Origin of the sequence: Pseudomonas entomophila (assembly GCF_029193575.1) — a bacterium.
Lineage (GTDB): Bacteria > Pseudomonadota > Gammaproteobacteria > Pseudomonadales > Pseudomonadaceae > Aquipseudomonas > Aquipseudomonas entomophila_G.
The window spans coordinates 226,336-252,649 of sequence record NZ_JARGCS010000056.1; the positions used below are offsets into that span (position 1 = coordinate 226,336).

General features: G+C 66.3%; 23 protein-coding genes and 1 riboswitch. Of the genes, 12 read left to right on the top strand and 11 right to left on the bottom strand.

The window, feature by feature from the left end; translation table 11 throughout:
- From P0Y43_RS24805 to P0Y43_RS24825, 5 genes are all read left to right on the top strand, one after another.
- On the top strand, positions 1-834 hold the full coding sequence (locus tag P0Y43_RS24805) for a carbohydrate ABC transporter permease (protein ID WP_275639887.1): 834 nt from the start codon (positions 1-3) through the stop codon (positions 832-834).
- A gap of 75 nt (positions 835-909) precedes the next feature.
- Positions 910-2,022, top strand: coding sequence for an ABC transporter ATP-binding protein (locus tag P0Y43_RS24810; protein ID WP_275639888.1), 1,113 nt, complete (start codon positions 910-912; stop codon positions 2,020-2,022).
- Positions 2,023-2,046: 24 nt separating this feature from the next.
- Positions 2,047-3,522: a mannitol dehydrogenase family protein gene (locus P0Y43_RS24815; protein WP_275639889.1), complete on the top strand. Its 1,476-nt coding sequence runs from the start codon at positions 2,047-2,049 to the stop codon at positions 3,520-3,522.
- 15 nt (positions 3,523-3,537) lie between these two features.
- Positions 3,538-5,028 (top strand): xylulokinase, encoded by a 1,491-nt coding sequence (gene xylB, locus P0Y43_RS24820; protein ID WP_275639890.1) that lies wholly within the window; start codon positions 3,538-3,540, stop codon positions 5,026-5,028.
- A 42-nt stretch (positions 5,029-5,070) separates the two neighbouring features.
- Positions 5,071-6,003 (top strand): carbohydrate kinase family protein, encoded by a 933-nt coding sequence (locus P0Y43_RS24825; protein ID WP_275639891.1) that lies wholly within the window; start codon positions 5,071-5,073, stop codon positions 6,001-6,003.
- Between the two features lie 73 nt (positions 6,004-6,076).
- Here P0Y43_RS24825 and P0Y43_RS24830 read toward each other — a convergent pair whose 3' ends face one another.
- The 7 genes from P0Y43_RS24830 to tkt form a co-directional block, all read right to left on the bottom strand.
- Complete coding sequence (locus P0Y43_RS24830; protein ID WP_275639892.1) at positions 6,077-8,191, bottom strand: putative bifunctional diguanylate cyclase/phosphodiesterase; 2,115 nt, start codon at positions 8,189-8,191, stop codon at positions 6,077-6,079.
- 282 nt (positions 8,192-8,473) lie between these two features.
- The gene (fba, locus tag P0Y43_RS24835; protein WP_275639893.1) at positions 8,474-9,538 is read right to left on the bottom strand and encodes a class II fructose-bisphosphate aldolase; all 1,065 of its coding nucleotides are present in this window, start codon (positions 9,536-9,538) and stop codon (positions 8,474-8,476) included.
- 99 nt (positions 9,539-9,637) lie between these two features.
- Positions 9,638-9,967: an MliC family protein gene (locus P0Y43_RS24840; protein ID WP_275639894.1), complete on the bottom strand. Its 330-nt coding sequence runs from the start codon at positions 9,965-9,967 to the stop codon at positions 9,638-9,640.
- Between the two features lie 51 nt (positions 9,968-10,018).
- The gene (locus tag P0Y43_RS24845) at positions 10,019-10,270 is read right to left on the bottom strand and encodes a hypothetical protein (RefSeq protein ID WP_430540286.1); all 252 of its coding nucleotides are present in this window, start codon (positions 10,268-10,270) and stop codon (positions 10,019-10,021) included.
- Entirely contained in the window at positions 10,270-11,433 is a 1,164-nt protein-coding gene (locus P0Y43_RS24850; RefSeq protein WP_275639896.1) for a phosphoglycerate kinase, read from the bottom strand. Before P0Y43_RS24850 ends, P0Y43_RS24845 begins: the two co-directional genes overlap by 1 nt.
- Positions 11,434-11,445: 12 nt before the next feature.
- Positions 11,446-12,504, bottom strand: a complete 1,059-nt coding sequence (epd, locus tag P0Y43_RS24855; protein WP_275639897.1) for an erythrose-4-phosphate dehydrogenase — start codon at positions 12,502-12,504, stop codon at positions 11,446-11,448.
- Positions 12,505-12,638: 134 nt separating this feature from the next.
- Positions 12,639-14,636: a transketolase gene (gene tkt, locus P0Y43_RS24860; protein WP_275639898.1), complete on the bottom strand. Its 1,998-nt coding sequence runs from the start codon at positions 14,634-14,636 to the stop codon at positions 12,639-12,641.
- Positions 14,637-14,875: 239 nt separating this feature from the next.
- Here tkt and P0Y43_RS24865 point away from each other — a divergent pair, with 239 nt between their 5' ends.
- The 4 genes from P0Y43_RS24865 to P0Y43_RS24880 all read left to right on the top strand — a co-directional run bounded on the left by P0Y43_RS24865 (position 14,876) and on the right by P0Y43_RS24880 (position 19,443).
- Positions 14,876-15,871 carry an ArsR/SmtB family transcription factor gene (locus P0Y43_RS24865; RefSeq protein ID WP_275639899.1) on the top strand — a complete coding sequence of 332 codons (996 nt, stop codon included), beginning with the start codon at positions 14,876-14,878 and terminating at the stop codon, positions 15,869-15,871.
- A gap of 19 nt (positions 15,872-15,890) precedes the next feature.
- Positions 15,891-17,081, top strand: coding sequence for a methionine adenosyltransferase (gene metK, locus P0Y43_RS24870; protein ID WP_275639900.1), 1,191 nt, complete (start codon positions 15,891-15,893; stop codon positions 17,079-17,081).
- Positions 17,082-17,225: 144 nt separating this feature from the next.
- Positions 17,226-18,980, top strand: a complete 1,755-nt coding sequence (ligB, locus tag P0Y43_RS24875; RefSeq protein WP_275639901.1) for an NAD-dependent DNA ligase LigB — start codon at positions 17,226-17,228, stop codon at positions 18,978-18,980.
- Positions 18,981-19,047: 67 nt separating this feature from the next.
- Positions 19,048-19,443 (top strand): DUF1090 domain-containing protein, encoded by a 396-nt coding sequence (locus P0Y43_RS24880; RefSeq protein ID WP_275639902.1) that lies wholly within the window; start codon positions 19,048-19,050, stop codon positions 19,441-19,443.
- Between the two features lie 34 nt (positions 19,444-19,477).
- Here the strand turns inward: P0Y43_RS24880 and P0Y43_RS24885 are convergent, their stop codons facing one another.
- The gene (locus tag P0Y43_RS24885; RefSeq protein ID WP_275639903.1) at positions 19,478-19,924 is read right to left on the bottom strand and encodes a c-type cytochrome; all 447 of its coding nucleotides are present in this window, start codon (positions 19,922-19,924) and stop codon (positions 19,478-19,480) included.
- 119 nt (positions 19,925-20,043) lie between these two features.
- Between P0Y43_RS24885 and mltA the strand changes: the two genes are divergently transcribed.
- Positions 20,044-21,195, top strand: a complete 1,152-nt coding sequence (gene mltA / locus P0Y43_RS24890; RefSeq protein ID WP_275639904.1) for a murein transglycosylase A — start codon at positions 20,044-20,046, stop codon at positions 21,193-21,195.
- Positions 21,196-21,250: 55 nt separating this feature from the next.
- Here mltA and P0Y43_RS24895 read toward each other — a convergent pair whose 3' ends face one another.
- Both P0Y43_RS24895 and P0Y43_RS24900 read right to left on the bottom strand, forming a co-directional pair.
- Positions 21,251-21,637 (bottom strand): MAPEG family protein, encoded by a 387-nt coding sequence (locus P0Y43_RS24895; RefSeq protein ID WP_275639905.1) that lies wholly within the window; start codon positions 21,635-21,637, stop codon positions 21,251-21,253.
- A gap of 30 nt (positions 21,638-21,667) precedes the next feature.
- Entirely contained in the window at positions 21,668-22,501 is an 834-nt protein-coding gene (locus P0Y43_RS24900) for an EamA family transporter (RefSeq protein ID WP_275639906.1), read from the bottom strand.
- 229 nt (positions 22,502-22,730) lie between these two features.
- On the opposite strand from P0Y43_RS24900, the gene P0Y43_RS24905 reads away from it, so the two are divergent.
- Positions 22,731-23,960 carry a cation:proton antiporter gene (locus tag P0Y43_RS24905; protein ID WP_275639907.1) on the top strand — a complete coding sequence of 410 codons (1,230 nt, stop codon included), beginning with the start codon at positions 22,731-22,733 and terminating at the stop codon, positions 23,958-23,960.
- A gap of 191 nt (positions 23,961-24,151) precedes the next feature.
- Here P0Y43_RS24905 and P0Y43_RS24910 read toward each other — a convergent pair whose 3' ends face one another.
- Complete coding sequence (locus tag P0Y43_RS24910; protein WP_275639908.1) at positions 24,152-24,553, bottom strand: acyl-CoA thioesterase; 402 nt, start codon at positions 24,551-24,553, stop codon at positions 24,152-24,154.
- Positions 24,554-24,731: 178 nt separating this feature from the next.
- A riboswitch (S-adenosyl-L-homocysteine riboswitch) is annotated at positions 24,732-24,828 on the top strand.
- A 21-nt stretch (positions 24,829-24,849) separates the two neighbouring features.
- Between P0Y43_RS24910 and ahcY the strand changes: the two genes are divergently transcribed.
- Positions 24,850-26,259 carry an adenosylhomocysteinase gene (ahcY, locus tag P0Y43_RS24915; protein ID WP_275639909.1) on the top strand — a complete coding sequence of 470 codons (1,410 nt, stop codon included), beginning with the start codon at positions 24,850-24,852 and terminating at the stop codon, positions 26,257-26,259.
- The last annotated feature ends 55 nt before the right edge of the window (positions 26,260-26,314 follow it).

Sequence of the window (26,314 nt, forward strand, 5' to 3'; positions counted from 1 at the left end):
ATGCTGACACTCAAGCAAACCCGCCGCCTGCGCGACGCGCTGATCGGCCTCTTGTGCTGGGGCATCGCCCTGGTGATCTTCTTCCCGATCTTCTGGATGCTGCTGACCAGCTTCAAGACCGAGCTGGACGCCTTCGCCACGCCGCCGCAGTTCATCTTCGCGCCGACGCTGGAGAACTACCTGCACATCAACGAGCGCAGCGACTACTTCGCCTACGCCTGGAACTCGGTGCTGATTTCCTTCTCGGCGACCCTGCTGTGCATGCTCATCGCGGTGCCGGCGGCCTACTCCATGGCCTTCTTCGAGAGCCGCCACACCAAGCGCACGCTGCTGTGGATGCTGTCGACCAAGATGCTGCCGCCGGTGGGCGTGTTGATGCCGATCTACCTGCTGGCCAAGCAGTTCGGCCTGCTCGACTCGCGCCTGGCTCTGATCATCGTCTACACCCTGATCAACCTGCCGATCGTGATGTGGATGGTGTACACCTACTTCAAGGACATCCCCGTGGACATCCTCGAGGCCGCGCGCCTGGACGGCGCCGGCACCTGGCAGGAGATCGTCCGCGTGCTGCTGCCGATCGCCCGCGGCGGGTTGGCCTCGACCCTGCTGCTGTCGTTGATCCTGTGCTGGAACGAGGCGTTCTGGTCGCTCAACCTGACCTCTTCGGCCGCCGCCCCGCTGACCGCGCTGGTGGCCTCCTACTCAAGCCCCGAGGGGCTGTTCTGGGCCAAACTCTCGGCCGTCTCGACCCTGGCCTGCGCACCGATCCTGATCTTCGGCTGGATCAGCCAGAAGCAACTGGTGCGCGGCCTGTCGTTCGGGGCCGTGAAATGAACCGCTTTCATCCCCCTGGCGCAACGCGCCCCCAGGTACTCGTTAACTCAGCCCGCACTGCGGAGGTAACTCGACATGGCTGACCTGAAGATCCGCAACCTGCAAAAAGGCTTCGATGGCCACGCCATCATCAAGGGCATCGACCTGGACGTGCGCGATCGCGAGTTCGTGGTGTTCGTCGGCCCGTCCGGCTGCGGCAAGTCGACCCTGCTGCGGCTGATCGCCGGCCTGGAGGACGCCAGCAGCGGCAGCATCGCCCTGGACGGCGTCGACATCACCGACACGGCCCCGGCCAAGCGCGACTTGGCCATGGTGTTCCAGACCTACGCCCTGTACCCGCACATGACCGTGCGCAAGAACCTGTCGTTCGCCCTGGACCTGGCGGGCGTGGACAAACGTGAAGTCGCCAGCAAGGTCGACAACGCCGCGCGCATCCTCGAACTGCAACCCTTGCTCGAACGCAAGCCGCGCCAGCTTTCCGGCGGCCAGCGCCAGCGCGTGGCGATCGGCCGGGCGATCGTGCGCAACCCGAAGATCTTCCTGTTCGACGAACCGCTGTCGAACCTCGACGCCGCCCTGCGCGTGCAGATGCGCCTGGAACTGGCGCGCCTGCACCAGGAGCTGGCCGCGACCATGATCTACGTGACCCACGACCAGGTCGAGGCGATGACCCTGGCCGACAAGGTGGTGGTGCTCAACGGCGGGCGCATCGAGCAGGTCGGCTCGCCGCTGGAGCTGTACCACCACCCAGTCAACCTGTTCGTCGCAGGCTTCCTCGGCACGCCGAAGATGGGCTTGCTGCGCGGCCACTTGAGCCGCAACCAGGGCAACCAGTGCGAGGTCGCGCTGGAGTGCGGCGCGCGCATCGCCCTGCCGCTGTGCGCGGGCGAGCTGGCCACCGGCAGCCAGGTGACCCTGGGCATCCGCCCCGAGCACCTGAACATCGACCGCGCCGGCCAAGGCGCCCAGGGCTCGCTGCAGGTGAGTGCCGACGTCAGCGAGCGCCTGGGCAGCGACACGTACTGCCACGTGCGCGCCGCCTCCGGGGAAATGCTCACGGTGCGGGTGCGTGGCGACTTCGCGCCGGGTTTCGGCGAGCCACTGGAGCTGACCTTCGACGCCCACCACTGCCACCTGTTCGACAGCAACGGCCTGGCCCTCGACAAACGACTGCAACAGGCGGCCTGAAACCGCCTTCCAAGGACACCCAGGATGAGACTCAACCAGCACAACCTCGGGCAGTTGGCGAACACGGTCGCCCGCCCCTCCTACGACCCGGCGCAGCTGCGCCAGGGCATCGTGCACATCGGCGTCGGCGGCTTCCACCGCGCCCACCAGGCGGCCTACACCGACGCCTTGATGAACCGCGGCGAAGGCCTCGACTGGGCGATCTGCGGCGCCGGCCTGCGCAGCGAGGACCGCGCCATGCGCGATGCCCTGGCGGCCCAGGAGCACCTCTACACCCTGTTCGAGCTGGGCGACCATCCCGACACCGAGGTGCGCGTGATCGCCGCGATCAACGGCATGCTGCTGGCCGAGGACAGCGCCGAGGCACTGCTGGCCAAGCTGTGCGAACCCGGCATCCGCATCGTCTCACTGACCATCACCGAGGGTGGCTACTGCATCGACGACAGCACCGGCGAGTTCCGTGCCGACCTACCGCTGATCCAGCACGACCTGGTCCACCCGCAGGCGCCGCGCAGCGTCTTCGGCTTCCTCTGCGAAGCGCTGCGGCGCCGTCGCGAGGCCGGCACGGGGCCATTCACCGTGATGTCCTGCGACAACCTTCCACACAACGGCGCAGTGGCCCGCAAGGCGCTGCTGGCCTTCGCCCACCTGCTCAACCACGACCTGGCGCAGTGGATCGACGGCAACGTCAGCTTCCCCAACGCCATGGTCGACCGCATCACCCCGATGACCAGCGCCGACCACCGCCTGCAACTGGCCGAGCGTCACGGCGTGGAGGACGCCTGGCCGGTGGTCTGCGAGCCGTTCCTGCAATGGGTGCTGGAAGACAAGTTCGTCGCCGGACGCCCGGCCTGGGAAGCGGTAGGCGTGCAGTTCACCGACGACGTCGCGCCCTATGAGGAGATGAAGATCAAGCTGCTCAACGGCAGCCACCTGGCCCTCACCTACCTGGGCTTCCTGCAGGGCTACCGCTTCGTCCACGAAACCCTGGCCGACCCACTGCTGCGCCGCTACATGCGTACCTTCATGGACCAGGACGTGACCCCTCAGCTGGCCCCGGTGCCGGGCATCGACCTGGAACGCTACAAGGACAGCCTCACCGAGCGCTTCGCCAACCGCGCCATCGCCGACCAGTTGGAGCGGGTGTGCTCGGACGGCTCGTCGAAATTCCCCAAGTTCATCGTGCCCACCGCCAACCGCCTGATCGCCGACGGCCAGCCGCTGGAGCGCGTGGCCCTGGTGGTCGCGGCCTGGGCCCTGTACCTGCGCGGCGTCGACGAGAACGGCACGCTCTATGCGATCCCCGACCCACGGGCCTCGGACTGCCAGGCGCGGGTAGTGCAGCGCGATGGCCTGGCCGCGCGGGTGCTCGGCGACGAGGCGATCTTCGGCACGGCGATCCCGGCGTCCAAGGCCTTCGTCAGCGCCTTCGAGCGCATGTACGACAGCTTGCGCGAGGTCGGTGTGAGCGAAACCCTGCGTAGCCTCCTCGGCGACTGACCCGGAGCGCATCACATGGACGGACTGTTCCTCGGCATCGATTGCGGCACCCAGGGCACCAAGGCCCTGGTGCTGGACGCCGGCAGCGGCCAGGTGCTGGGCCTGGGCAGCGCCCCCCATGCGCCACCGCAGGGCCGCGATGGCTGCCGCGAGCAGGACCCGGCCGACTGGCTGGCAGCCCTGCGCGCGGCAGTGGCCGGAGCCTTGCGCGAAGCCGGGGTCGACGGCCAGGCGATCCGCGCGCTGGCGGTATCCGGCCAGCAGCATGGCTTGCTGCTGCTGGACGAGCGGGGCCAGGTATTGCGCCCGGCCAAGCTGTGGTGCGACACCGAGACCACGGCAGAAAACCAGGCACTGCTGGCCGCCCTGGGCGGCCCGCGTGGCTCGCTTGAGCGCCTGGGGCTGGTGATCGCGCCGGGCTATACGCTGTCCAAGCTGCTGTGGAGCAAACGCCGCTTCCCCGAGCTGTTCGCTCGCACCGCGCACATCCTGCTGCCCCACGACTACCTCAACTTCTGGCTGACCGGCCGCGCCTGCAGCGAGCCGGGCGATGCCTCCGGCACCGGTTATTACGACGTGCGCCGTCGCACCTGGGCGAACGAGGTGCTGCAACTCATCGAGCCGGGCGAACGCCTGCTGGCCGCGCTGCCCGAGCTGGTCGAACCCGGCGCCTGTATCGGCACCCTGCGCGGGGAGGTCGCCAGCGCACTCGGCCTCAACCCCGAGGCCTGGGTCGCCAGCGGCGGCGGCGACAACATGCTCGCCGCCATCGGCACCGGCAATATCGCGCCCGGCATGATCACCCTGAGCCTGGGCACCTCCGGCACCCTGGCAGCCCACGCCGAGCAGGCGCTGGTCAGCGCCGAGGGCGAGGTGGCGACCTTCTGCGCCTCCAGCGGCGGCTGGCTGCCGCTGATCTGCACGATGAACCTGACCAGCGCCTGCGCCCTGGTGCGCGACCTGCTGCAACTGGACCTCGAACGCTTCGCCGAACTGGCCGCGCAAGCACCGATCGGCGCCGACGGCCTGCTGCTGCTGCCGTTCTTCGACGGCGAACGGGTGCCCGCGCTGCCCGAGGCCAGCGCCAGCCTGCACGGCATGACGAGCAGCAACCTGACCCGCGCCAACCTGTGCCGCGCGGTGCTCGAAGGCACCTGCTTCAGCCTGCGCTATGGCCTCGACCTGCTGCGCGCCAGCGGCCTGCAAGGCACGCAAATCCGCCTGGTCGGCGGCGCCTCGAAAAGCCCGCTGTGGCGCCAAGTGCTCGTCGACCTGCTCGGCCTGCCGCTGGTGTGCCCGGCGCAGACCGAAGCCGGCGCCCTGGGCGCGGCGATCCAGGCGGCCTGGAGCCTGGGTCGACAACAAGGCGATGGCGACAGCCTCGAGGCGTTGTGCCAACGTTGCGTCCACCTCGACGAAAGCACCCGCACCCTGCCGCGCCCGGCGCAGCAGGCGGCCTACGAGGTTGCCTACCAGCGCTACCGGGAACACCTGCCCGCCCGCTGAGTGCGGGTATCCTTACCCTCTTCTTTCGATTCGGAGCATTTCATGTACCTGGTGTGTGGCGAGGCCCTGTTCGATGTCTTCAGCCTGGAAAGCAGCCCGCGCGCGGGCGAGCTGGGCTTTACCGCAATCGCTGGCGGCTCGCCGTTCAACGTCGCCGTCGGCCTGCGCCGGCTGGGCGTGGAGGCGGCGCTGTTCGGCGGGCTGTCCAGCGACTACCTGGGCGCGCGCCTGCGCCGGGTGCTGGAAGAGGAAGGCGTGGACTGCGGCTTCCTGGTGACCAATGAGGCGCCAACCACCCTGGCCATGGTCGGCCTCGACGCCCATGGCTCGGCGCAGTATCAATTCCGCGGCGAGGGTTGCGCCGACCGCCAGGTACGCCTGGAGCATCTGCCCGTGCTGGATGAGCGGGTGCGTGGCCTGCACGTGGGCTCCTACACCCTGGTAGTGAAGCCAGTGGCCGATGCCTTGATGGCACTGGTGCAACGCGAGCGCGACCGACGCCTGATCAGCCTGGACCCCAACGTGCGCCTCAACCCGCAGCCCGATGTGGCGCTGTGGCGCCGGCAGGTCGAGGGGTTCGCCGCCCATGCGCACCTGATCAAGGCCAGCGAGGAAGACCTGGCGCTGCTCTACCCGGGTCAGGACCCGGGCGAGGTGGCCCGTGGCTGGCTCAACGAGCGCTGCCGACTGGTGTTCGTCACCCATGGCGGAGAAGGTGCAAGCGTGCACTGCGCCCTGGGGTCGTGGGCGTGCCCGGCGGACACCTCGCTGCCGGTGCGCGACACCGTTGGCGCGGGGGACACCTTCCAGGCGGCGGTGCTGGCCTACCTGGCGCGCCTGGGGGCGGACAGCCCCGAGGCGCTGGCGGCGCTGACCCGGGAGGCGATCGAGGGGATGCTGGCCTATGCCATTCGCGCGGCGGCCATCACCTGTTCGCGGGTGGGGCCGCAGTTGCCGTTTGCCCGTGAGTTGTGAGGGCGTGGCGCCGCCTGGCACGGGCTGCGCCCGTGTTCGCGGGGCAAGCCCGCTACAGGCGACAAGGCCGCCCTCAGGGCCAGGGATAGGCCACCGCAAACCCGCCCGCATCGTTCGCCGTCATCGGCCGCGCCACCAGGAACCCCTGCACGTAGGCGCAGCCATTGGCACGTAGCCAATCGGCCTGAGCCTGGGTCTCCACCCCTTCGGCGATCACCGTGATGCCATAGTCCGCGCACAAGGTGATCACCCCATGGGCCAGCGCCGTGTCGGCCGCCGAATCGGGAATGCGCGCCACCAGGTGGCGGTCGAGCTTGAGGGTATCGATCGGCAAGTCGCGCAACATGCGCAGGGAGCAGTCGCCCGCACCGAAGTCGTCCAGCGCCACCCGCACCCCCAGCTCACGCAGGCGCCGCACCTGGCGTGCGGCGGCGTCGATGTCGTACATCAGCGAGGTTTCCGCCACCTCCACTTCCAGTTGCGCCGGCTGTAGGCCGTGGTCCTGAAGCACACGGCGCAGCTCATCGACCAGGTTGGGCTGGGTGAACTGCGCGCGGCTCAGGCTGATGCCCAACACCAGCTCCTCGGGGAAGCACGCATACCACGCTCGTCGCTGGGCCGCGCCCTTGTCGTAGATCCAGCTGGCCAGGCGGTGGATCAACCGCGCCTCTTCCAGCAACGGGATGAACAGCCCGGGCGGCACGTCACCGACGCTCGGGTGCTGCCAGCGCAACAGCGCCTCGAAGCCGCGCAGGCGACCGTCGGCGAACGCCACCTGGGGCTGGTAGACCAGGGTGAAGTCCTTGTGCTCGATGGCGCTGCGCACGCTGTCTTCGAGCATCAGCCGCGAACGCGCGCGACCGTTGAGTTCCTGGTCATAGAAACGGTACTGGTGGCGCCCGGCACGCTTGGCCGCGTACATCGCCGCGTCGGCGGCACGCAGCAGGCCTTCGACGTTGGCACCGCAATCCGGGTAGGTGGCAATGCCGATGCTCACCCCGAGGTTGACCTCCAGGCCATCGAGCTGTGGGTGGCTGGCCATGCGTTCGAGCAGGCGCTCGGCGATACGCCCGGCCAACTCCGGGTAGGCCAGGCCGTCGAACAGCGCGGTGAATTCATCGCCGCCCATGCGCGCCAGCAGTGGCTGGTTGCCCAGGCAGTCCTTGAGCTGCTCGGCGACCCAGCGCAGCACCTGGTCACCGGCTTCGTGGCCAAGCGAGTCGTTGATCCGCTTGAAGCCATCCAGGTCCATGTACATCAGGGCCTGCATGGTGTCGGAGCGCTCATTGCGCAGCAGCGCGCTTTCGGCGGCCTGGTAGAAACCACGGCGGTTGAACAGCCCGGTCAGTGGGTCGGTCACCGCCTGGTGCTCCAACTGCTGGTGCAGGCTGCGCACCACCGACATGTCCAGCACCGTCACCACCATCGCCTGTTGCTCCACCGGCAGCGGCGCGCACGACAGCGCCACCGGCACCAACTGCCCGGAGGCGGTGCGCAACTGGGCGTCGTGCACGCGGAAGATCTCCCGGCCGAGGTAGGCGCGATAGAAGTCCGAGTCGCGCCACAGGCTGGCACTGGGCAGTTGGATCAGCTCCAGTACATGGGCCCCCTTGAGGTTATCCACAGACGCTTCGAGCAGCCGCGAGATGGCCGGGTTGGCAAAGCCGATGATGCCCGCCTCGTCCACCACCAGGATGCCCTCGGCAGCGTTCTCCAGGATCGAGGCATTGAACGCCCGCGCCGATTCCAACTCGCGGGTCAGGCGCTGCAGCATGCGCCGGTTGCGCTGCTGGTCGAGCAGGGCCTGGACCTTGGGTTTGAGGATCTGCGGGTCGAAGGGCTTGAACAGGTAATCCACCGCGCCGCTGGCATAACCCTTGAGCACGGCGGCCTGGGACTGTTCGTTGGCGGTGAGGAAGATGATCGGGGTCAACCGCGTGCGCTGGCTGCCGCGCATCAGCCGGGCGACCTCGAAGCCGTCCATCTCCGGCATCTGCACATCGAGCAGAACGAGGTCCACCTCATGCTCCAGCAAAGCGCTCAGGGCTTCCATTCCGGAACTTGCCGTCAATACCTGCCAATCCTGGCGGGCCAGCAAGGCACGCATGCTGATCAGGTTTTCCGGGTAATCGTCGACGACCAGCAAAACCGAGTTGCCGTCCTGTGCGTGAGGTTGCGCTCCTTCCATGCCGCTTCTCTTGTAAGATCGACTGCCACTTGCGATTGGATCCGATTGTTCACTCTAGACGTGGCGTTGCGAGACGCAATGCAATCAGATCGCTATCAGCTTATAAAAATGACGATAGCCGACTAACGGTAGATCTGCCGGGTTGTGTGGTGTTTCCGCACCTACGGGCACCCCACCGTACCGGGAACGGGCTCGCCCCGCGACAGAGGCATCGGCATCTGCACCCTTTCTTGCACCCATAAAAAAACCCGCATCGCTGCGGGTTTCTTTTCAACCGTCGAATCAGTTGACCTTGGCGGCCAACTCACCCTTGGCATAGCGCAGGTACATGGCATCCAGGGAGATCGGCTTGATCTTCGAGGCGTTGCCAGCGGTGCCGAAGGCTTCGTAGCGGGCGATGCAGATGTCGCGCATGGCCTCGACGGTCTTGGCGAAATACTTGCGTGGGTCGAACTCGGCCTTGTTCTGCTCCAGGAAGCGACGGATCGCGCCGGTGGAGGCCAGGCGCAGGTCGGTGTCGATGTTCACCTTGCGCACGCCGTGCTTGATGCCTTCGACGATCTCTTCGACCGGCACGCCGTAGGTCTCTTTGATGTCGCCGCCGAACTCGTTGATGATCGCCAGCCAGTCCTGCGGCACCGACGAGGAACCGTGCATCACCAGGTGGGTGTTGGGGATGCGCTGGTGGATCGCCTTGATGCGGTCGATGGCCAGGATGTCACCGGTGGGCGGCTTGGTGAACTTGTAGGCGCCGTGGCTGGTGCCGATGGCGATGGCCAGGGCGTCGACCTGGGTCTTCTTGACGAAGTCGGCGGCCTCTTCCGGGTCGGTCAGCATCTGGCTGTGGTCCAGGATGCCTTCGGCGCCGACGCCATCCTCTTCACCGGCCTGGCCGGTTTCCAGGCTGCCCAGGCAACCCAGCTCGCCTTCCACCGACACACCGCAGGCGTGGGCGAACGCCACGGTCTGCTGGGTAACGCGGACGTTGTATTCGTAGTCGGACGGGGTCTTGCCGTCTTCCTTCAGCGAGCCATCCATCATCACCGAGCTGAAGCCCAGTTGGATCGAACGCTGGCACACGTCAGGGCTGGTGCCGTGGTCCTGGTGCATGCACACCGGGATATGCGGGAACTCTTCGATCGCCGCCAGGATCAGGTGACGCAGGAAAGGGGCACCGGCATATTTGCGGGCACCAGCGGAAGCCTGGACGATGACCGGGGAGTCGGTCTTGTCGGCGGCCTCCATGATGGCGCGCATCTGCTCGAGGTTGTTGACGTTGAAAGCCGGAACGCCGTAACCGAACTCGGCGGCGTGGTCCAGCATCTGGCGCATGCTAATGAGTGCCATTGTGTATCTCTCTCCCGACAAGCGTCGTTGTTTCGTGCAAGCCTGCCGCAGGGGCGGTTGCTGTTCAAGTAGTGTGGGCCGTGGTTGCGGCCCGGCCAGTCACGGTGCCTTGCAGCCCCGCCCAATCAGATCGTTGGTCGCCACCCAGTACACCAGGCCTTCGTTACCCTTGGTGTGGAAGGCCAGCACGCCATCGCTGTACAGCGCACCCGAGGCGCCCGGCTCAGGCTTGAGCCGGTAGACCTGGTCGCCGCCACCGAGGCGCACGTCGACCGCGTCCTGCTTGGCGTCGGCAAAGCGCCACAGCACTTCGGCCTGGCTGTCGCAGACCCAGCGGGTCCAGTTGTCCGTCGCGGCGGGCTTCGACGGTTGCAGCAGCGAGCAGCCCGCCAGTGTCGCCAGGGCCACGAGGGCCAGAAGCGCTTTCATTGAATATCCCCTAGATGACCACGAATCGCTCGCCAGGTTGCCTTGAACCGATCAAGGGCAGCCCGGCGCCTTGCGCTGGTGCTCGTCGTCGTACTTTTCCAGGCCGTCCGGGCCCAGGCGCTTGCTGATCACCGGCACCGTTTCCGCCTGCCACTGGGACTGGTAGCAGCCGCCCTGGGGCGTCTGCGGCGGCTCGGCATCGGGGGCGCCGCCGCTGGAGCAGGCGCCCAGCAGCACGGCCACGATCATCACAGGCAATTGCTTGACCATCCGGTCGCTCCCTTTGCCAGGCGCCTGAACAATCAGGCCTTGGCCCGCTCTTCCAGAATCGCCACCGCTGGCAGCACCTTGCCCTCGACGAACTCGAGGAAGGCGCCGCCACCGGTAGAAATGTAGGAGATATCGTCGCCAACGCCATACTTGTCGATGGCCGCCAGGGTGTCACCGCCACCGGCGATGGAGAACGCGGCGCTGTCGGCGATGGCCTTGGCCAGCACCTGGGTACCGTTGCCGAACTGGTCGAACTCGAACACGCCGACCGGGCCGTTCCACAGGATGGTCTTCGACGATTTCAGCAGTTCGGCGAAGTTGGCCGCAGTCTGCGGGCCGATGTCCAGGATCATGTCGTCGGCCGCCACGTCGGCGATGGCCTTGACGGTGGCCTCGGCGCTCTCGGCGAACTCCTTGGCGACCACCACATCCACCGGCAGCGGCACGCTGACCTTGGCGGCGATGGCCTTGGCGGTCTCGAGCAGGTCAGGCTCGTACAACGACTTGCCGACCGGGTGACCGGCGGCGGCGAGGAAGGTGTTGGCGATGCCGCCACCGACGATCAGCTGGTCGCACACCGCGCTCAGGCTGTTCAGCACGTCCAGTTTGGTGGACACCTTGGAGCCGGCGACGATGGCCGCCATCGGCTTGGCCGGGGCCTTCAGGGCCTTGCCCAGCGCATCCAGCTCGGCGGCCAGCAGCGGGCCGGCCGCGGCGACCTTGGCGAACTTGGCCACACCGTGGGTGGAACCCTCGGCGCGGTGCGCGGTGCCGAAGGCGTCCATGACGAACACGTCGCACAGGGCGGCGTATTTCTGCGCCAGCTCGTCGGCGTTCTTCTTCTCACCCTTGTTGAAGCGCACGTTCTCGAACAGCACCACCTCACCGGCCTTGACCTCGACGCCGTCCAGGTAGTCGGCGACCAGCGGCACTTCGCGGCCCAGGGCCTTGCTCAGGTAGTCGGCGACCGGCTTGAGGCTGTTCTCGGCGGAGAACTCGCCTTCGGTCGGGCGGCCCAGGTGCGAGCAGACCATCAGCGCCGCGCCCTTTTCCAGGGCCAGCTTGATGGTCGGCAGCGCTGCCAGGATACGCGCATCGCTGGCTACCACACCGTCCTTCACGGGGACGTTGAGGTCTTCGCGGATCAGTACGCGCTTACCTTGCAGGTCGAGGTCGGTCATCTTCAACACGGTCATGAATGCAGTCCTTCAGGGCTGTTTGCTGCGGGTTTGGTGGACGACGTGCAGGTAGTGTTCGGCAACGTCGAGCATACGGTTGGCGAACCCCCATTCGTTGTCGAACCAGGCCAGCAGGTTCACCAGGCGTGGGCCTGAGACGCGGGTCTGGCTGGCATCGACGATGGCCGAATGCGGGTCATGGTTGAAATCACAGCTGGCGTGGGGCAGCTCGGTGTAGGCCAGCAGCCCCTTCAGCGGGCCGTCCAGCGCGGCCTCGCGCAGCACCCGGTTGACCTCGGCCGCGCTGGTGTCGCGGGCGGTCTGCAGGGTGATGTCCAGGCACGACACATTGACGGTCGGCACGCGTACCGCTTTGGCCTGGATTCGCCCGGCAAGTTCCGGAAGCAGGCGCTCGATGCCGCGGGCAAGGCCGGTGGACACCGGGATCACCGACTGGAACGCCGAGCGCGTGCGGCGCAAGTCTTCGTGGTGGTAGGCGTCGATCACCGGCTGGTCGTTCATCGCCGAGTGGATGGTGGTGATCTGCACGTATTCGATGCCGAACGCCTGGTCCAGCACGCGCAGCAGCGGCACGCCGCAGTTGGTGGTGCAGGAGGCATTGGACACCAGCAACTCGTGGCCGCTCAGGCAGCTTTGGTTGATGCCGTAGACCACCGTGGCATCGACGTCCGCCTCGCTGGCCATCGGCTGCGAGAACAGCACCCGTGGCGCGCCGGCGTCGAGGAAGCGCTGGCCTTCGGCACGGGTGTTGTAGGCACCGGAGCATTCCAGCACCAGGTCGATGTCCAGGGCGGCCCAGTCGATGCCTTCCGGGGTGGCCTGGCGCAGCACTTTCACGCAGTCGCCATTGATGTGCAGGCAGTCGCCGTCGACCCTCACCTCGCCGGGGAAGCGCCCGTGGGTGGAATCGAAGCGGGTCAGGTATTCCAGGCTGGCCTGGTCGGCCAGGTCGTTCAGCGCGACGATCTCGAAACCGGCCTTCGCCCCTCGCTCGAACAGTGCGCGCAGGACACAGCGGCCGATGCGGCCGTAACCGTTGAGTGCAACTTTGTAGGGACGCTGGGACATTCGGGACTCACGTGGCTAGTGCGTTGAACGGCCATCGCGGGACAAGCCCGCTCCTACAGGGCACTGCACATGCCCTGTAGGAGCGGGTTTGTCCCGCGATCGACGGGGGCATCACTGCCCCCAGGCTTGGAGCATCAGTCTTCCAGCAGCTCTTCGGCGGTGCCCAGGATGTTCTCCAGGGTGAAACCGAATTCCTCGAACAGCGCGGAGGCCGGAGCCGACTCGCCGTAGGTGGTCATGCCGATGACGCGGCCTTCGAGGCCGACGTACTTGTACCAGAAGTCGGCATGGGCAGCCTCGATGGCGATGCGCGCACCCACTTCCAGTGGCAGCACCGACTGCTTGTAGGCGGCGTCCTGGGCGTCGAACACGCTGGTGCTCGGCATCGACACCACACGCACCTTGCGGCCTTGCTCGCTCAGCGTGTCGAACGCCTGCACCGCCAGGCCCACTTCGGAACCGGTGGCGATCAGGATCAGCTCAGGCTCGCCGGCGCAGTCCTTCAGCACGTAGCCGCCACGGGCGATGTCGGCGATCTGCTGGGCGTCGCGGCTCTGATGCTGCAGGTTCTGGCGCGAGAAGATCAGCGCCGACGGGCCGTCCTTGCGCTCCAGGGCGGCTTTCCAGGAAACGGCCGACTCGACCGCGTCCGCCGGGCGCCAGGTGTCCAGGTTCGGGGTGCTGCGCAGGCTGGTCAGTTGCTCGATCGGCTGGTGGGTCGGGCCGTCTTCGCCCAGGCCGATGGAGTCGTGGGTGTAGACGTGGATCACCCGCTGCTTCATCAGCGCCGACATGCGTACCGCGTTGCGGGCGTATTCCATGAACATCAGGAAGGTCGCGCCGTAAGGCACCAGGCCGCCGTGCAGGGCGACGCCGTTCATGATCGCGGTCATGCCGAACTCGCGCACGCCGTAGAACACGTAGTTGCCACTGGCGTCATTGGCCTCGACGCCCTTGCAACCTTTCCACAGGGTCAGGTTGGAACCGGCCAGGTCGGCCGAGCCACCGAGGAACTCGGGCAACAGCGGGCCGAAGGCGTTCAGGGTGTTCTGGCTGGCCTTGCGGCTGGCGATGGTCTCGCCCTTGGCGGCGACTTCATTGATGTAGGCCTGGGCCTTCTCGGCGAAGTCGGCTGGCAGGTCACCGGCAACGCGGCGCTTGAACTCGGCGGCCAGCTCAGGGAAAGCCTGGGCGTAGGCGGCGAAGCGCTGGTCCCACTCGGCCTCGGCCTTGGCACCGGCTTCCTTGGCGTCCCACTCGGCATAGATGTCGGCGGGGATTTCGAACGGGCCGTGGTTCCAGTTCAGTTCCTTGCGCGCCAGGGCGATTTCGTCGTTGCCCAGCGGTGCGCCGTGGCAGTCTTCCTTGCCCTGCTTGTTCGGCGAACCGAAGCCGATGATGGTCTTGCAGCAGATGAGGGTCGGACGGTCGCTCTTGCGCGCGGTCTCGATCGCCATCTTGATCTCGTCGGCGTCGTGGCCGTTGACGTTGCGGATCACCTGCCAGTTGTACGCTTCGAAGCGTGCCGGGGTGTTGTCGGTGAACCAGCCGTGCACCTCGCCGTCGATGGAGATGCCGTTGTCATCGTAGAAGGCGACCAGCTTGTTCAGGCCCAGCGTGCCGGCCAGCGAGGCGACTTCGTGGGAGATGCCTTCCATCATGCAGCCATCGCCGAGGAACACGTAGGTGTTGTGGTCGACGATGGTGTGGCCTTCGCGGTTGAACTGCGCGGCCAGGACTTTCTCCGCCAGGGCGAAGCCCACGGCGTTGGCGATACCCTGGCCAAGCGGGCCAGTGGTGGTCTCGACGCCAGCGGTGTAGCCGTATTCCGGGTGGCCCGGGGTGCGGCTGTGCAGTTGGCGGAAGGCCTTGAGGTCGTCGATCGACAGGTCGTAGCCGGTCAGGTGCAACAGCGAGTAGATCAGCATCGAGCCATGGCCGTTGGACAGCACGAAGCGGTCACGGTCGGCGAACTTCGGGTTGCTCGGGTTGTGCTTCAGGTAATCGCGCCAAAGCACTTCGGCGATATCCGCCATACCCATGGGGGCACCTGGGTGGCCGCTGTTGGCCTTTTGCACGGCATCCATGCTGAGGGCACGAATGGCGTTGGCACGCTCACGACGGCTGGGCATCGCTTATCTCCTGGGGCTTGAATAAGTAGTGAAACGAAAAAAGGCGGCCATTTTCGCCCACAGCGGGGGCCGGGGGCAATGACGGATGGTCGCAGTCGGGCGATTTTCCTGTGTTTGCCTCCGTTTTCACGAAAACCCGTCTCTTTGCAGGAGCGGTTCGGCACCGCTCATCCCGCAATATCAAAACTTTTTGATATTGATCTTGCAGGGGCAACGATGCCTGTCTAGACTGCCGCCCCATGAACCTGCGCGCGCAATCGATTCTTCCCCACAGCAGCGACGACCTCGCCGCCTTGTGCAAGGCCAGCGGCGATCCGTTGCGCCTGAACGTGCTGCGCGCACTGGCCAGCGACTCGTTCGGCGTGCTGGAGTTGGCGCAGATCTTCGATATCGGCCAGTCCGGCATGAGCCATCACCTCAAGGTCCTGGCCCAGGCCGACCTGGTGGCCACTCGCCGCGAAGGCAACGCGATCTTCTACCGCCGCGCCCTGCCCGACAGCCTGCGCCTGGGCGGCCGCCTGCATGCGGCGCTGCTCGAAGAGGTCGACGAGCTCACCCTGCCCGAGGCCGTGCAGACCCGCATCGCCCAGGTGCAACAGCGCCGCGCCGCCACCAGCCAGGACTTCTTCCTGCGCGTGGAAGAACGCTTCCGCGCCCAGCAAGACCTGATCGCCGGGTTGCCGCAGTACCGCGAAAGCCTGCTGGCGCTGCTCGACAACCTCAGCTTCGGCCCCGATGCCAGCGCGCTGGAGGTCGGCCCCGGCGACGGCGGCTTCCTGCCCGACCTGGCCCGGCGTTTCACCCACGTCACGGCCCTGGACAACAGCCCGACCATGCTCGAACTGGCCCGTCAGGTCTGCGAGCGCGAAGGCCTGGGTAACGTAAACCTGCAGTTGGCCGATGCACTGGGGGCCACCGATGCGCAAGCCGACTGCGTTGTGCTGAACATGGTGCTGCACCATTTCAGCGACCCGGCCCTGGCCCTGCGCCTGCTGGCCGAACGCGTGAAAGCGGGCGGCAGCCTGCTGATCACCGAACTGTGCAGCCATGACCAGGGGTGGGCGCGGGAAGCCTGCGGCGACCTGTGGCTTGGTTTCGAGCAGGACGAGCTGGCCCGTTGGGCCAACGCTGCAGGGCTGGTTCCCGGGGAAAGCCTCTATGTAGGCTTGCGTAACGGCTTCCAGATTCAAGTACGACATTTCCAGCGGACAGCTGGCGACACTCACCATCGGTAAACTTTTAGGAACCCGCGAGATGAGCGAATACTCCCTTTTTACCTCCGAGTCCGTGTCCGAAGGGCATCCGGACAAGATCGCCGACCAGATTTCGGACGCGATCCTCGATGCGATCATCGCCCAGGACAAGTACGCCCGCGTGGCCTGCGAAACCCTGGTCAAGACCGGTGTCGCCATCATCGCCGGTGAAGTGACCACCTCGGCCTGGGTCGACCTGGAAGACCTGGTGCGCAAGGTCATCATCGACATCGGCTACAACAGCTCCGACGTCGGCTTCGACGGCGCCACCTGCGCCGTGATGAACATCATCGGCAAGCAGTCGGTGGACATCGCGCAGGGCGTCGACCGCTCCAAGCCGGAAGACCAGGGTGCCGGCGACCAGGGCCTGATGTTCGGCTACGCCAGCAACGAGACCGACGTGCTGATGCCCGCACCGATCTGCTTCTCGCACCGCCTGGTCGAACGCCAGGCCGAGGCGCGCAAGTCCGGCCTGCTGCCGTGGCTGCGCCCGGACGCCAAGTCCCAGGTCACCTGCCGCTACGAGAACGGCAAAGTGGTCGGCATCGACGCAGTGGTGCTGTCGACCCAGCACAACCCGGATGTGTCCTATAAAGACCTGCGTGAAGCGGTCATGGAGCTGATCGTCAAGCACACCCTGCCGGCCGAGCTGCTGCACAAGGACACCCAGTTCCACATCAACCCGACCGGCAACTTCATCATCGGCGGCCCGGTGGGCGACTGCGGCCTGACCGGTCGCAAGATCATCGTCGACTCCTACGGCGGCATGGCCCGCCACGGTGGCGGCGCATTCTCCGGCAAGGACCCGTCCAAGGTCGACCGCTCGGCCGCCTACGCCGGCCGCTACGTGGCCAAGAACATCGTCGCCGCCGGCCTGGCCGAGCGCTGCGAGATCCAGGTGTCGTACGCCATCGGCGTGGCCCAGCCGACCTCCATCTCGATCAACACCTTCGGCACCGGCAAGGTCGCCGACGACAAGATCGTGCAACTGGTGCGCGAGTGCTTCGACCTGCGCCCGTACGCCATCACCAAGATGCTCGACCTGCTGCACCCGATGTACCAGGAAACCGCGGCCTACGGCCACTTCGGCCGAGTGCCGCAGCAGAAGACCGTCGGCGACGACACCTTCACCACCTTCACCTGGGAACGCACCGACCGCGTCGACGCCCTGCGCGACGCCGCTGGCCTGTAAGCGTCCTACAGCAGTGAACGAAAGCCCCTGCCGAGCGATCGGCAGGGGCTTTTTCGTGACATATCGGCTGACACCTTGGGGCCGGCACTCAGCTCGATGCAGGCCTAGGCTGAGCACTCCTCCCGCCCTGCAAGGATGCTGGCGATGTCATTCAAGCCGTTCATTGGCCTGTTGCTGCTGTTCTACCTGCCCCTCGCCCACGCCTGCCCGCCATGGCCGGCCGAGCGGGCCCATGCCGAGGTCGAGCGGCTGCGCGCCACCCTGGCCGACTGGGACGATCGCTACCACCGCCTCGGCGAGTCGCCGGTGGCCGACGAACTCTACGACCAGAGCCGCGAACGCCTGCGCCATCTACAAGGCTGCTTCAGCCTGACCCATGACAACGACCCACTGGCCAGCGCGGTCGGGCCGATAGCCCACCCCATACCCCATACCGGTGTCGACAAACTGGCCGACGAAGCCGCCGTCGCCCGCTGGATGCGCGGCAAGCGAGGCCTGTGGATACAACCCAAGGTCGATGGTGTCGCGGTCTCGTTGATCTATCGCCAAGGCGCGCTGGTGCAACTGCTCAGCCGCGGCGACGGTAGCCACGGGCATGACTGGAGCCGGCACATCCCGCGCCTGCACGGCATTGCCCGGCAACTGCCACAGGCACTCGACCTGGTGCTGCAGGGCGAGCTCTACTGGCGCCTGGACGCACATGTTCAGGCCACGTCGGGCGGCGCGGGCGCGCGTGGCACCGTGGCTGGGCTCATGGCACGCAAGGCGCTGGACGACGCACAGGGTGCGGGCATCGGCCTATTCGTCTGGAGCTGGCCACAAGGCCCGGCCGAGCAGGCCGAGCGCCTGGCGCAGCTGGCGGCGCTGGGCTTTCCCGACAGCCAGCGTTTCAGCGTGGCGATCGATGAGGCTACCGACGCCGCACACTGGCGCCAGCACTGGTACCGCTCGCCCCTGCCCTTCGCCACCGACGGCGTGATTCTGCGCCAAGGCAGCCGCCCACCGGCCAGCCGTTGGCAGGCCAAGGCGCCCTATTGGATCGCCGCCTGGAAGTACCCGTTTTCCCAAGCGCTGGCCGAGGTGCGCGAGGTCCATTTCCGGGTCGGGCGCACCGGCCGAATCACCCCCGTGGTGCGCTTGCACCCCATCGAGCTGGACGGGCGACGCATCAGCCAGGTCAGCCTGGGCTCCCTCGCCCGCTGGCAGGCGCTGGATGTGCGCCCAGGGGATCAGGTCGCCATCGACCTCGCCGGCTTGACCATCCCACGCCTGCGCAACGTGGTGCATCGCGCCCTCGTGCGCGCCACCGTGGCGCCGCCGCCCACGGGGCGATACCACGCGCTCAGCTGCTGGCAGGCCACTGCCGGCTGCGAAGAGCAATTCGTCGCGCGCCTGGACCGGCTGGCAGGCAAGCACGGGCTCAACCTTCCTTCTATCGGGCAGGGCACCTGGCGTCGGTTGGTGGGGGCCGGGCGGGTGACCCGATTGGCCGACTGGTTGACGCTCGGCCTACCGCAACTGGAAGGCATACCCGGCATCGGCAGCACCCGCGCACGGCAACTATCGGCCAGCTTCGCACTGGCGCGCACCCGGTCGTTCGACCAGTGGCTACGGGGCCTGGGCTTCCCTGCACCGCGCGACCTTGCCCTGGGGACTAACTGGTCCGAGGTCTCCACCCGCCCCCTCGCAGACTGGCAGGCACTGCCTGGCGTCGGCGACAACGGTGGTCGGCGGATGCAGGCATTTCTTTCGGACCAGGAGGTTCAAGCCCTGGCCCGACAGTTGGCCGCCAGTGGCATCGATGGGTTCGCATCGGCGCCACCTGGCAATACGCCGCAAAAGATAAATACGCCAGATTTATCTGTTTCCCCGGTAGGAAAACCCAACAAGGGTTCCTAATTGAAGAAAACCAAGGCAGGATTTCCCCCAACTTTATGCTGCCCCGCCCCGACTTGGAGGCCCTCCCATGAAACTGTTCCCCTCGTTCGTCCTGCTGACTGCCCTGGGCATTGCCGCCAGCGCCGCGCAGGCCGCCCAGCCCGACCCAGGCCTGACCGGCTGCGCAGCCAAGCGCAGCGCCATCGAGAACCAACTCAAGATCGCCCGTGACAACAACAATGCCGAGCAGGTCGCCGGCCTCGAAAAGGCTCTGCAGGAAAGCACCGAGCACTGCACCGATGCCGGCCTGCGCAAGGCGCGCGAGCAGCAGGTGCTCGATGCCCGCCACGAGGTGAACCAACGCACCAAGGACCTGGACAAGGCCATGAAGAAAGGCGACCCGGAGAAGATCAACAAGCGTAAGGAAAAGCTCGCCGAAGCGAAGAAGGAGCTGCAGGAAGCGGTGGACGAACTGGAGCGCTGAGTCAGCGCCCCGCCCCCTGACGGGCGGGCCCTTTTCAGTGATTGCGAAACTCCGTATGACAGGCTTTGCACGCCGCCTCGACCTTGTCCATCGGCGCCTTGAGTTGCGCCGCCTCCAAAGGTTGCGCACGGGTCACGCCAACCAGTTCGCCGGTCACCGCTTCGAGTTGCCGGGCCAGTTCATGGAAGCGTGCCTGACGCTCCCAGACCTCCGCCCGCGCGCTGCTGTCACCTGCGTCGCGCACCGACGGAAAATGCTGCCACGGCGCATGAGCCAACGCATCGAGCTTCACGGCGCCGTCGGCGAACGCGCCGCTGTCGAACGGCAACCGGCCACGCAGCATGCCACCCATGCCTTCACTGGTGCTGAGCATCTGCTTGAAGATCGCCTTGCGCTGACCCAGCGGCGAATTCGGGTCGACGCCATCGCAGGCACTCAAGGCCAGCGCAGCGAGCAGTACAAGGGGCAATCGCTGGAGCATCACGGTCACATCAGCCTGGACAAAAGGGGCGCCAGTATCGCCCCGCTCCAGACAAAGGCCAATACCCATACAGAAACAAAGGTCGAAAACTCATGCTCGGCCGCCACAGGTACTCACTCATGAAATCTGCCCTACGCCACCTCGCCTGGACGCTGCCGACCCTGGCCTTGCTGGCCGGCTGCAACGGCGGCGAGAGCGCCAAGCCTGAAGCGCACGCCATCGCCACCTACGCCCCCGCCACCTGGAAAGACCTGCCCGCCGTCAGCGACGAAGACCTGTTGGCAGGCTTCTACGCCTGGCGCAACGGCTGCGAAAAGCTCAAGCGCGACCCGGTGTGGTCCGCCACCTGCGAGGCGGCTGGCACGGCGAGCGCCAGTGCCGCACAGGTGCGCACCTTCCTCGAGCAGAACCTGCAGGTGTACGGCCTGCGCTCGGCGCAAAACAACGCCAACGGCCTGATCACCGGCTACTACGAACCGGTCTACCCTGGCAGCCTGGCGCGCACCGACAGCGCGCACGTGCCCGTGTACGGCGTGCCCGACGACATGATCGTGGTCGACCTGGCCAGCGTGTACCCCGAGCTGAAAGGCAAGCGCCTGCGCGGGCGCCTCGAAGGCCGCGTGCTCAAGCCCTACGACACCGCCGAAGTGATCAACCGCCAGGGCGTCAAGGCACCGGTGCTGGCCTGGCTGACCGACCCGATGGACTTGCAGTTCCTCCAGGTACAGGGCTCAGGGCGTATCCAGCTGGACAACGGTCGCCAACTGCGACTGGGTTATGCCGACCAGAACGGCCACCCCTATAGGCCGATTGGCCGCTGGCTGGTCGAGCAGGGCCAGTTGCCGAAGGAAGAGGTGACCATGGGCAGCATCCACGCCTGGGCCCAGGCCAACCCGCAGCGGGTGCCGGAACTGTTGGCCAGCAACCCCAGCTACGTGTTCTTCAGCACCCGCCCGGACAGCAACGAAGGCCCGCGCGGTTCGCTGAACGTGCCCTTGACCGCTGGCTACAGCGTGGCCATCGACCGCAAAGTGATCCCGCTGGGTAGCCTGTTGTGGCTGTCGACCACCCGCCCGGACGGTGCGCCAGTGGTGCGCCCGGTCGGTGCGCAGGACACCGGCGGCGCGATCACTGGCGAGGTGCGCGCGGACCTGTTCTGGGGCACCGGGCACGAAGCCGGGGAGCTGGCGGGCAACATGAAGCAGCAGGGGCAGATCTGGATGCTGTGGCCCAAGGGGCAACCGCTGCCCGAGGCACCGAAAGTGCCGTGATCGGTGGTGAAGCCATCGCGGGGCCTGTGTCTGGGGGGCTTGCCCCGCGATGGCTTCACGCCGATACGACGAACAACGACACGATCAGCACCAACCCAGCGGACCACACCAGCGACCGCAGGATGGCCCAGTCGGCCAGGTAGCAAATGATGTAGAGCAGCCGGCTGGTGATGTACAACACCGCCAGCACATCCTGGGTCACCTGCTCGGCATTGCCGACGATATCCGCCACCAGCACCGCCGCGGCAAACGCCGGAAAAGCCTCGTAGCCGTTCTGCTGCGCCGCATGGGCCCGCCGTGGCAGGCCCGCGAGGGTGTCGAGGAAGGCGCGCGGGTCATGGTTGTCCGCCAGGCGGAACCGGCCGCTGGCCATCTTGGCGATCCACGCGCACAGCGGCGGCAGTACCAGGGCAATGAGGATGCACCACAGGGCGACGGTCATGCACAGCACTCCTTGTTCAGAGGTTCAGGGTCAGAGCTTCATCACCAGCATGCCTGCCAGGACCAGCCCGCAAGCTAGGAGTCTCGGCCCGCCAAAAGGTTCTTTGAGGTAGCGCATGCCCAGCAGCACCACCAGGATCACGCTCAATTCCCTCAGCGCCGCCGCCTCGGCCACCGAGCCCAGGTGCATGGCGAACAGCACCAGCGCGTAGCTCAGCAGCACGCACACCCCCACCGCCAGGCCCAGGCGCCATTGGCTGCGCCAGAACAAGGCGAACGGCGCGCGCCGCGCCACACCGGCCAGCAGCGGGAATGGCCAAGCGCTGAGCAAGGTCAGCCACACCAGGTAGTCCCAGGGCTTGCCCCAAAAGCGCACGGCCTGGCCGTCGAACCAGGTGTAGCAACCGATGCACAAGCCGATCAGCGCCACCACCGGCAGCATCGACCAGGGCAATCGGTCACCGCCGCCCCCCTGCCACAGCAGGCAGGCCATGCCGCAGGGGATCAACAGGATGCCGACGACCTGCTGCGTGCTGAGCTGTTCGCCAGCAAAGGCCAGGGTCAAGCCCAGCACCACCAGCGGTGAGAGCCCGCGCATCAGAGGATAGACCAGCCCCAGGTCGCCGACCCGGTAGGCCTGGATCAGCAGGAAGCGGTAGAGCTGCTCGGCGAAGGCCGAGGCCAGCAGCCAGGGCCAGACCTCAGCGGGCGGGGGTTCTACGAAAGCCACGGCGAGCACCGCGAAGACCAGCGCGACCACATCCATGCTGGCGATCACCAGCAGGCGCTCACCGCTGAATTTGATGAGGGTGTTCCAGGTCGCGTGCAGCAGGGCGGCGACCAGTACCAGGGAGGTGGCCAGCACGCGCGGGGTTCCTTGTGGTGTGGGCTTGCCAACTATATACGACACGCTCCCCTGTAGCGGGCTTGCGTCGCCCTGAAAACAGGTCGGAGGATCCCGGCGTTTTGCCTCGCCGTTGGAACGTTCTCAAGAATTCCGGTCATAAGGTGTGTCCCGAGTCGCTCCCCAGGTCATCAAACAACCACCCGAGCCATTCGGGTACGACTTGGAAGCCACTGTCACAGGATTCAGGATGCTTGAATTAGTTGCCGCGTTCATCTGCCTCACCACCCTTCTCACCTACGTCAACTACCGCTTCATCGGCCTGCCGCCCGCCATCGGCGTGATGGTCACCGCGTTGCTGTTCTCCCTGCTGCTCCAGGGCCTGAGCCTGATCGGCTTCCCCGGCCTTGAAGAGCGCGTCGAAGGGCTGATGAACCAGATCGACTTCAACGACCTGCTGATGCACTGGATGCTGTCGTTCCTGCTGTTCGCCGGCGCCCTGCACGTCAACCTCGGCGACCTGCGCAGCTACCGCTGGCCGATCGGCCTGCTGGCCACCCTCGGCGTGTTGATCGCCACCGTGGTGATCGGCTACCTGGCGCACTGGGTGTTCGCCCTGTTCGGCTGGCAGGTGCCGCTGATCTACTGCCTGCTGTTCGGTGCGCTGATCTCGCCCACCGACCCGATCGCCGTGCTCGGCGCGCTGCGTACCGCCAATGCCCCCAAGCCGCTGAAGACCACCATCGTCGGCGAGTCGCTGTTCAACGACGGCACCGCAGTGGTGGTATTCACCGTACTGCTGGGCATCATCCAGCTCGGCGAGACGCCGAGCGTTGCCGACACGGCGATCCTGTTCGCCCGCGAAGCCGTCGGTGGGGTGATCTTCGGCGGACTGATCGGCTATGCCACCTACCGCATGATCAAGAGCATCGAGCAGTACCAGGTCGAGGTGATGCTGACCCTGGCGCTGGTCATCGGCGGTTCGGCGATGTGCTACGAATTGCACGTCTCGGCACCGATCGCCATGGTGGTGGCTGGGCTGATCATCGGCAACCTGGGGCGTAACCTGGCGATGAACGACATGACCCGCCGCTACATGGACGGTTTCTGGGAGTTGATCGACGACATGCTCAACGCCCTGCTGTTCGCGCTGATCGGCCTGGAGCTGTTGCTGCTGCCGTTCAACTGGCTGCACCTGGCGGCCGGGGGGGTGCTGGCACTGGCGGTGCTGGCCTCGCGACTGCTGACGGTGGCCCCTGCGATCGTGCTGCTGCGACGCTGGCGCAGCGTGCCCAAGGGCACCATTCGGGTACTGACCTGGGGCGGCTTGCGGGGCGGTGTTTCGGTAGCGCTGGCGCTGTCGCTGCCGGTGGGGGACGAGCGTGACCTACTGCTGTCGATCACCTACATCGTGGTGCTGTCGTCGATCCTGGTGCAGGGGTTGAGCATCGGGCGGGTGGTGCGCGGGGTCAGTCAGTAACCCCGGCCTGTCCGCAACGCGATGCCGGCCTAACCACCGTCATCGCGGACGAGCCCGCCCCCACAGGCACCGCGCCGCCGGCACGACGTCCGCAGCCCCAGTGGAAGCGGGTTCGCCCGCGACAGGGCCAGCACAGGCACAACAAGTACCGTTGCTCCCATAGGGTTTGCCATCGCCGCGGGAAGGCGGCGTTACTCGACAGCGGTATCCGGGAACTGGTCCTGGATGTACTTGATCTCGGTACGCCCATGCGCCGCCGGCTGGCCGTCCTCGCCGAGGTTGACGAAGACCATCTTGTCGACGGTGAGGATCGCCCTGCGGGTGATCTTGTTGCGCACTTCGCACTTGAGGGTGATCGAGGTACGGCCGAACTCGGTGGCGGTGATGCCCAGTTCGATGATGTCGCCCTGGCGCGAGGCGCTGACGAAGTTGATCTCGGAGATGTACTTGGTCACCACGCGCTGGTTGCCCAGTTGGACGATGGCGTAGATCGCCGCCTCTTCGTCGATCCAGCGCAGCAGGCTGCCGCCGAACAGGGTGCCGTTGGGGTTGAGGTCTTCGGGTTTTACCCATTTGCGGGTGTGGAAGTTCATCGCTGCTCCTGACCTGCGTGACTGATAGGCGGTCATGATGGCAGACCCACCGGTCACGCTCCATGGCCCTTCGACTATCGCCGCGATAAATCGACAGAAAGTCTTGGGCGTGTCACGCGCGCGCGGCTATAATCTCGCCGTTTCACATGGCCGCCCTCCGCGACGGCCATCCCGCCACCCGTCCGAGGGGCGCTGCAGCAGGCTCGACCTGTCAGGCTCGGATGGGGCGTTGTCCGCTCCCGCGGACGCTCAACGCACAACGGCGCCCATTCGCACACTACGAATGGAGGCTCTCAATGAGCGCTGTAAACACGCCTGCTGGTTTTGCCGATTTCAAGGTCGCCGACATTTCCCTGGCCGACTGGGGCCGCAAGGAAATCATCATCGCCGAGTCGGAAATGCCCGCGCTGATGGGCCTGCGCCGCAAATACCAGGCCGAGCAACCGCTCAAGGGCGCGAAGATCATCGGCTGCATCCACATGACCATCCAGACCGCCGTGCTGATCGAGACCCTGATCGCCCTGGGCGCCGAAGTGCGCTGGTCGTCCTGCAACATCTTCTCCACCCAGGACCAGGCCGCCGCCGCCATCGCCGCCGCTGGCATCCCGGTGTTCGCCTGGAAAGGTGAAACCGAGCAGGAATACGAGTGGTGCATCGAGCAGACCATCCTCAAGGACGGCCAGCCATGGGACGCCAACATGGTCCTGGACGACGGCGGTGACCTGACCGAAATCCTGCACAAGCAATACCCGGCCATGCTGGACAAGATCCACGGCGTGACCGAAGAGACCACCACCGGCGTGCACCGCCTGCTCGACATGCTCAAGGCCGGCACCCTGAAAGTCCCGGCGGTCAACGTCAACGACTCGGTGACCAAGAGCAAGAACGACAACAAGTACGGCTGCCGTCACAGCCTGAACGACGCCATCAAGCGCGGCACCGACCACCTGCTGTCGGGCAAGCAGGCCCTGGTGATCGGCTACGGCGACGTGGGCAAGGGCTCGGCCCAGTCCCTGCGCCAGGAAGGCATGATCGTCAAGGTCACCGAAGTCGACCCGATCTGCGCCATGCAGGCGTGCATGGACGGCTTCGAAGTGGTCTCCCCGTTCAAGAACGGCATCAACACCGGCACCGAAGCGGGCATCAACACCGAGCTGCTGGGCCGCATCGACCTGATCGTCACCACCACCGGTAACGTCAACGTCTGCGACGCCAACATGCTCAAGGCCCTGAAGAAGCGCGCCGTGGTCTGCAACATCGGCCACTTCGACAACGAGATCGACACCGCCTTCATGCGCAAGCACTGGGCCTGGGAAGAGGTCAAGCCGCAGGTGCACAAGATCCACCGCACCGGCGCGGGCACCTTCGACCCGCACAACGACGACTACCTGATCCTGCTGGCCGAAGGCCGCCTGGTGAACCTGGGCAATGCCACCGGTCACCCGAGCCGCATCATGGACGGTTCGTTCGCCAACCAGGTCCTGGCGCAGATTTTCCTGTTCGAGCAGAAGTTCGCCGAGCTGCCTGCCGCGAAGAAGGCCGAGCGCCTGACCGTGGAAGTGCTGCCGAAGAAACTCGACGAGGAAGTGGCCCTGGAGATGGTCCGCGGCTTCGGTGGCGTGGTCACCCAGCTGACCCCGCAACAGGCCGAGTACATCGGCGTGACCGTCGAAGGCCCGTTCAAGCCGGACGCCTACCGCTACTAAGCTGCTTGCAGCATTCGGCTGTCACTAGTTTTGAACGATGCCCAAGCCAGATCGG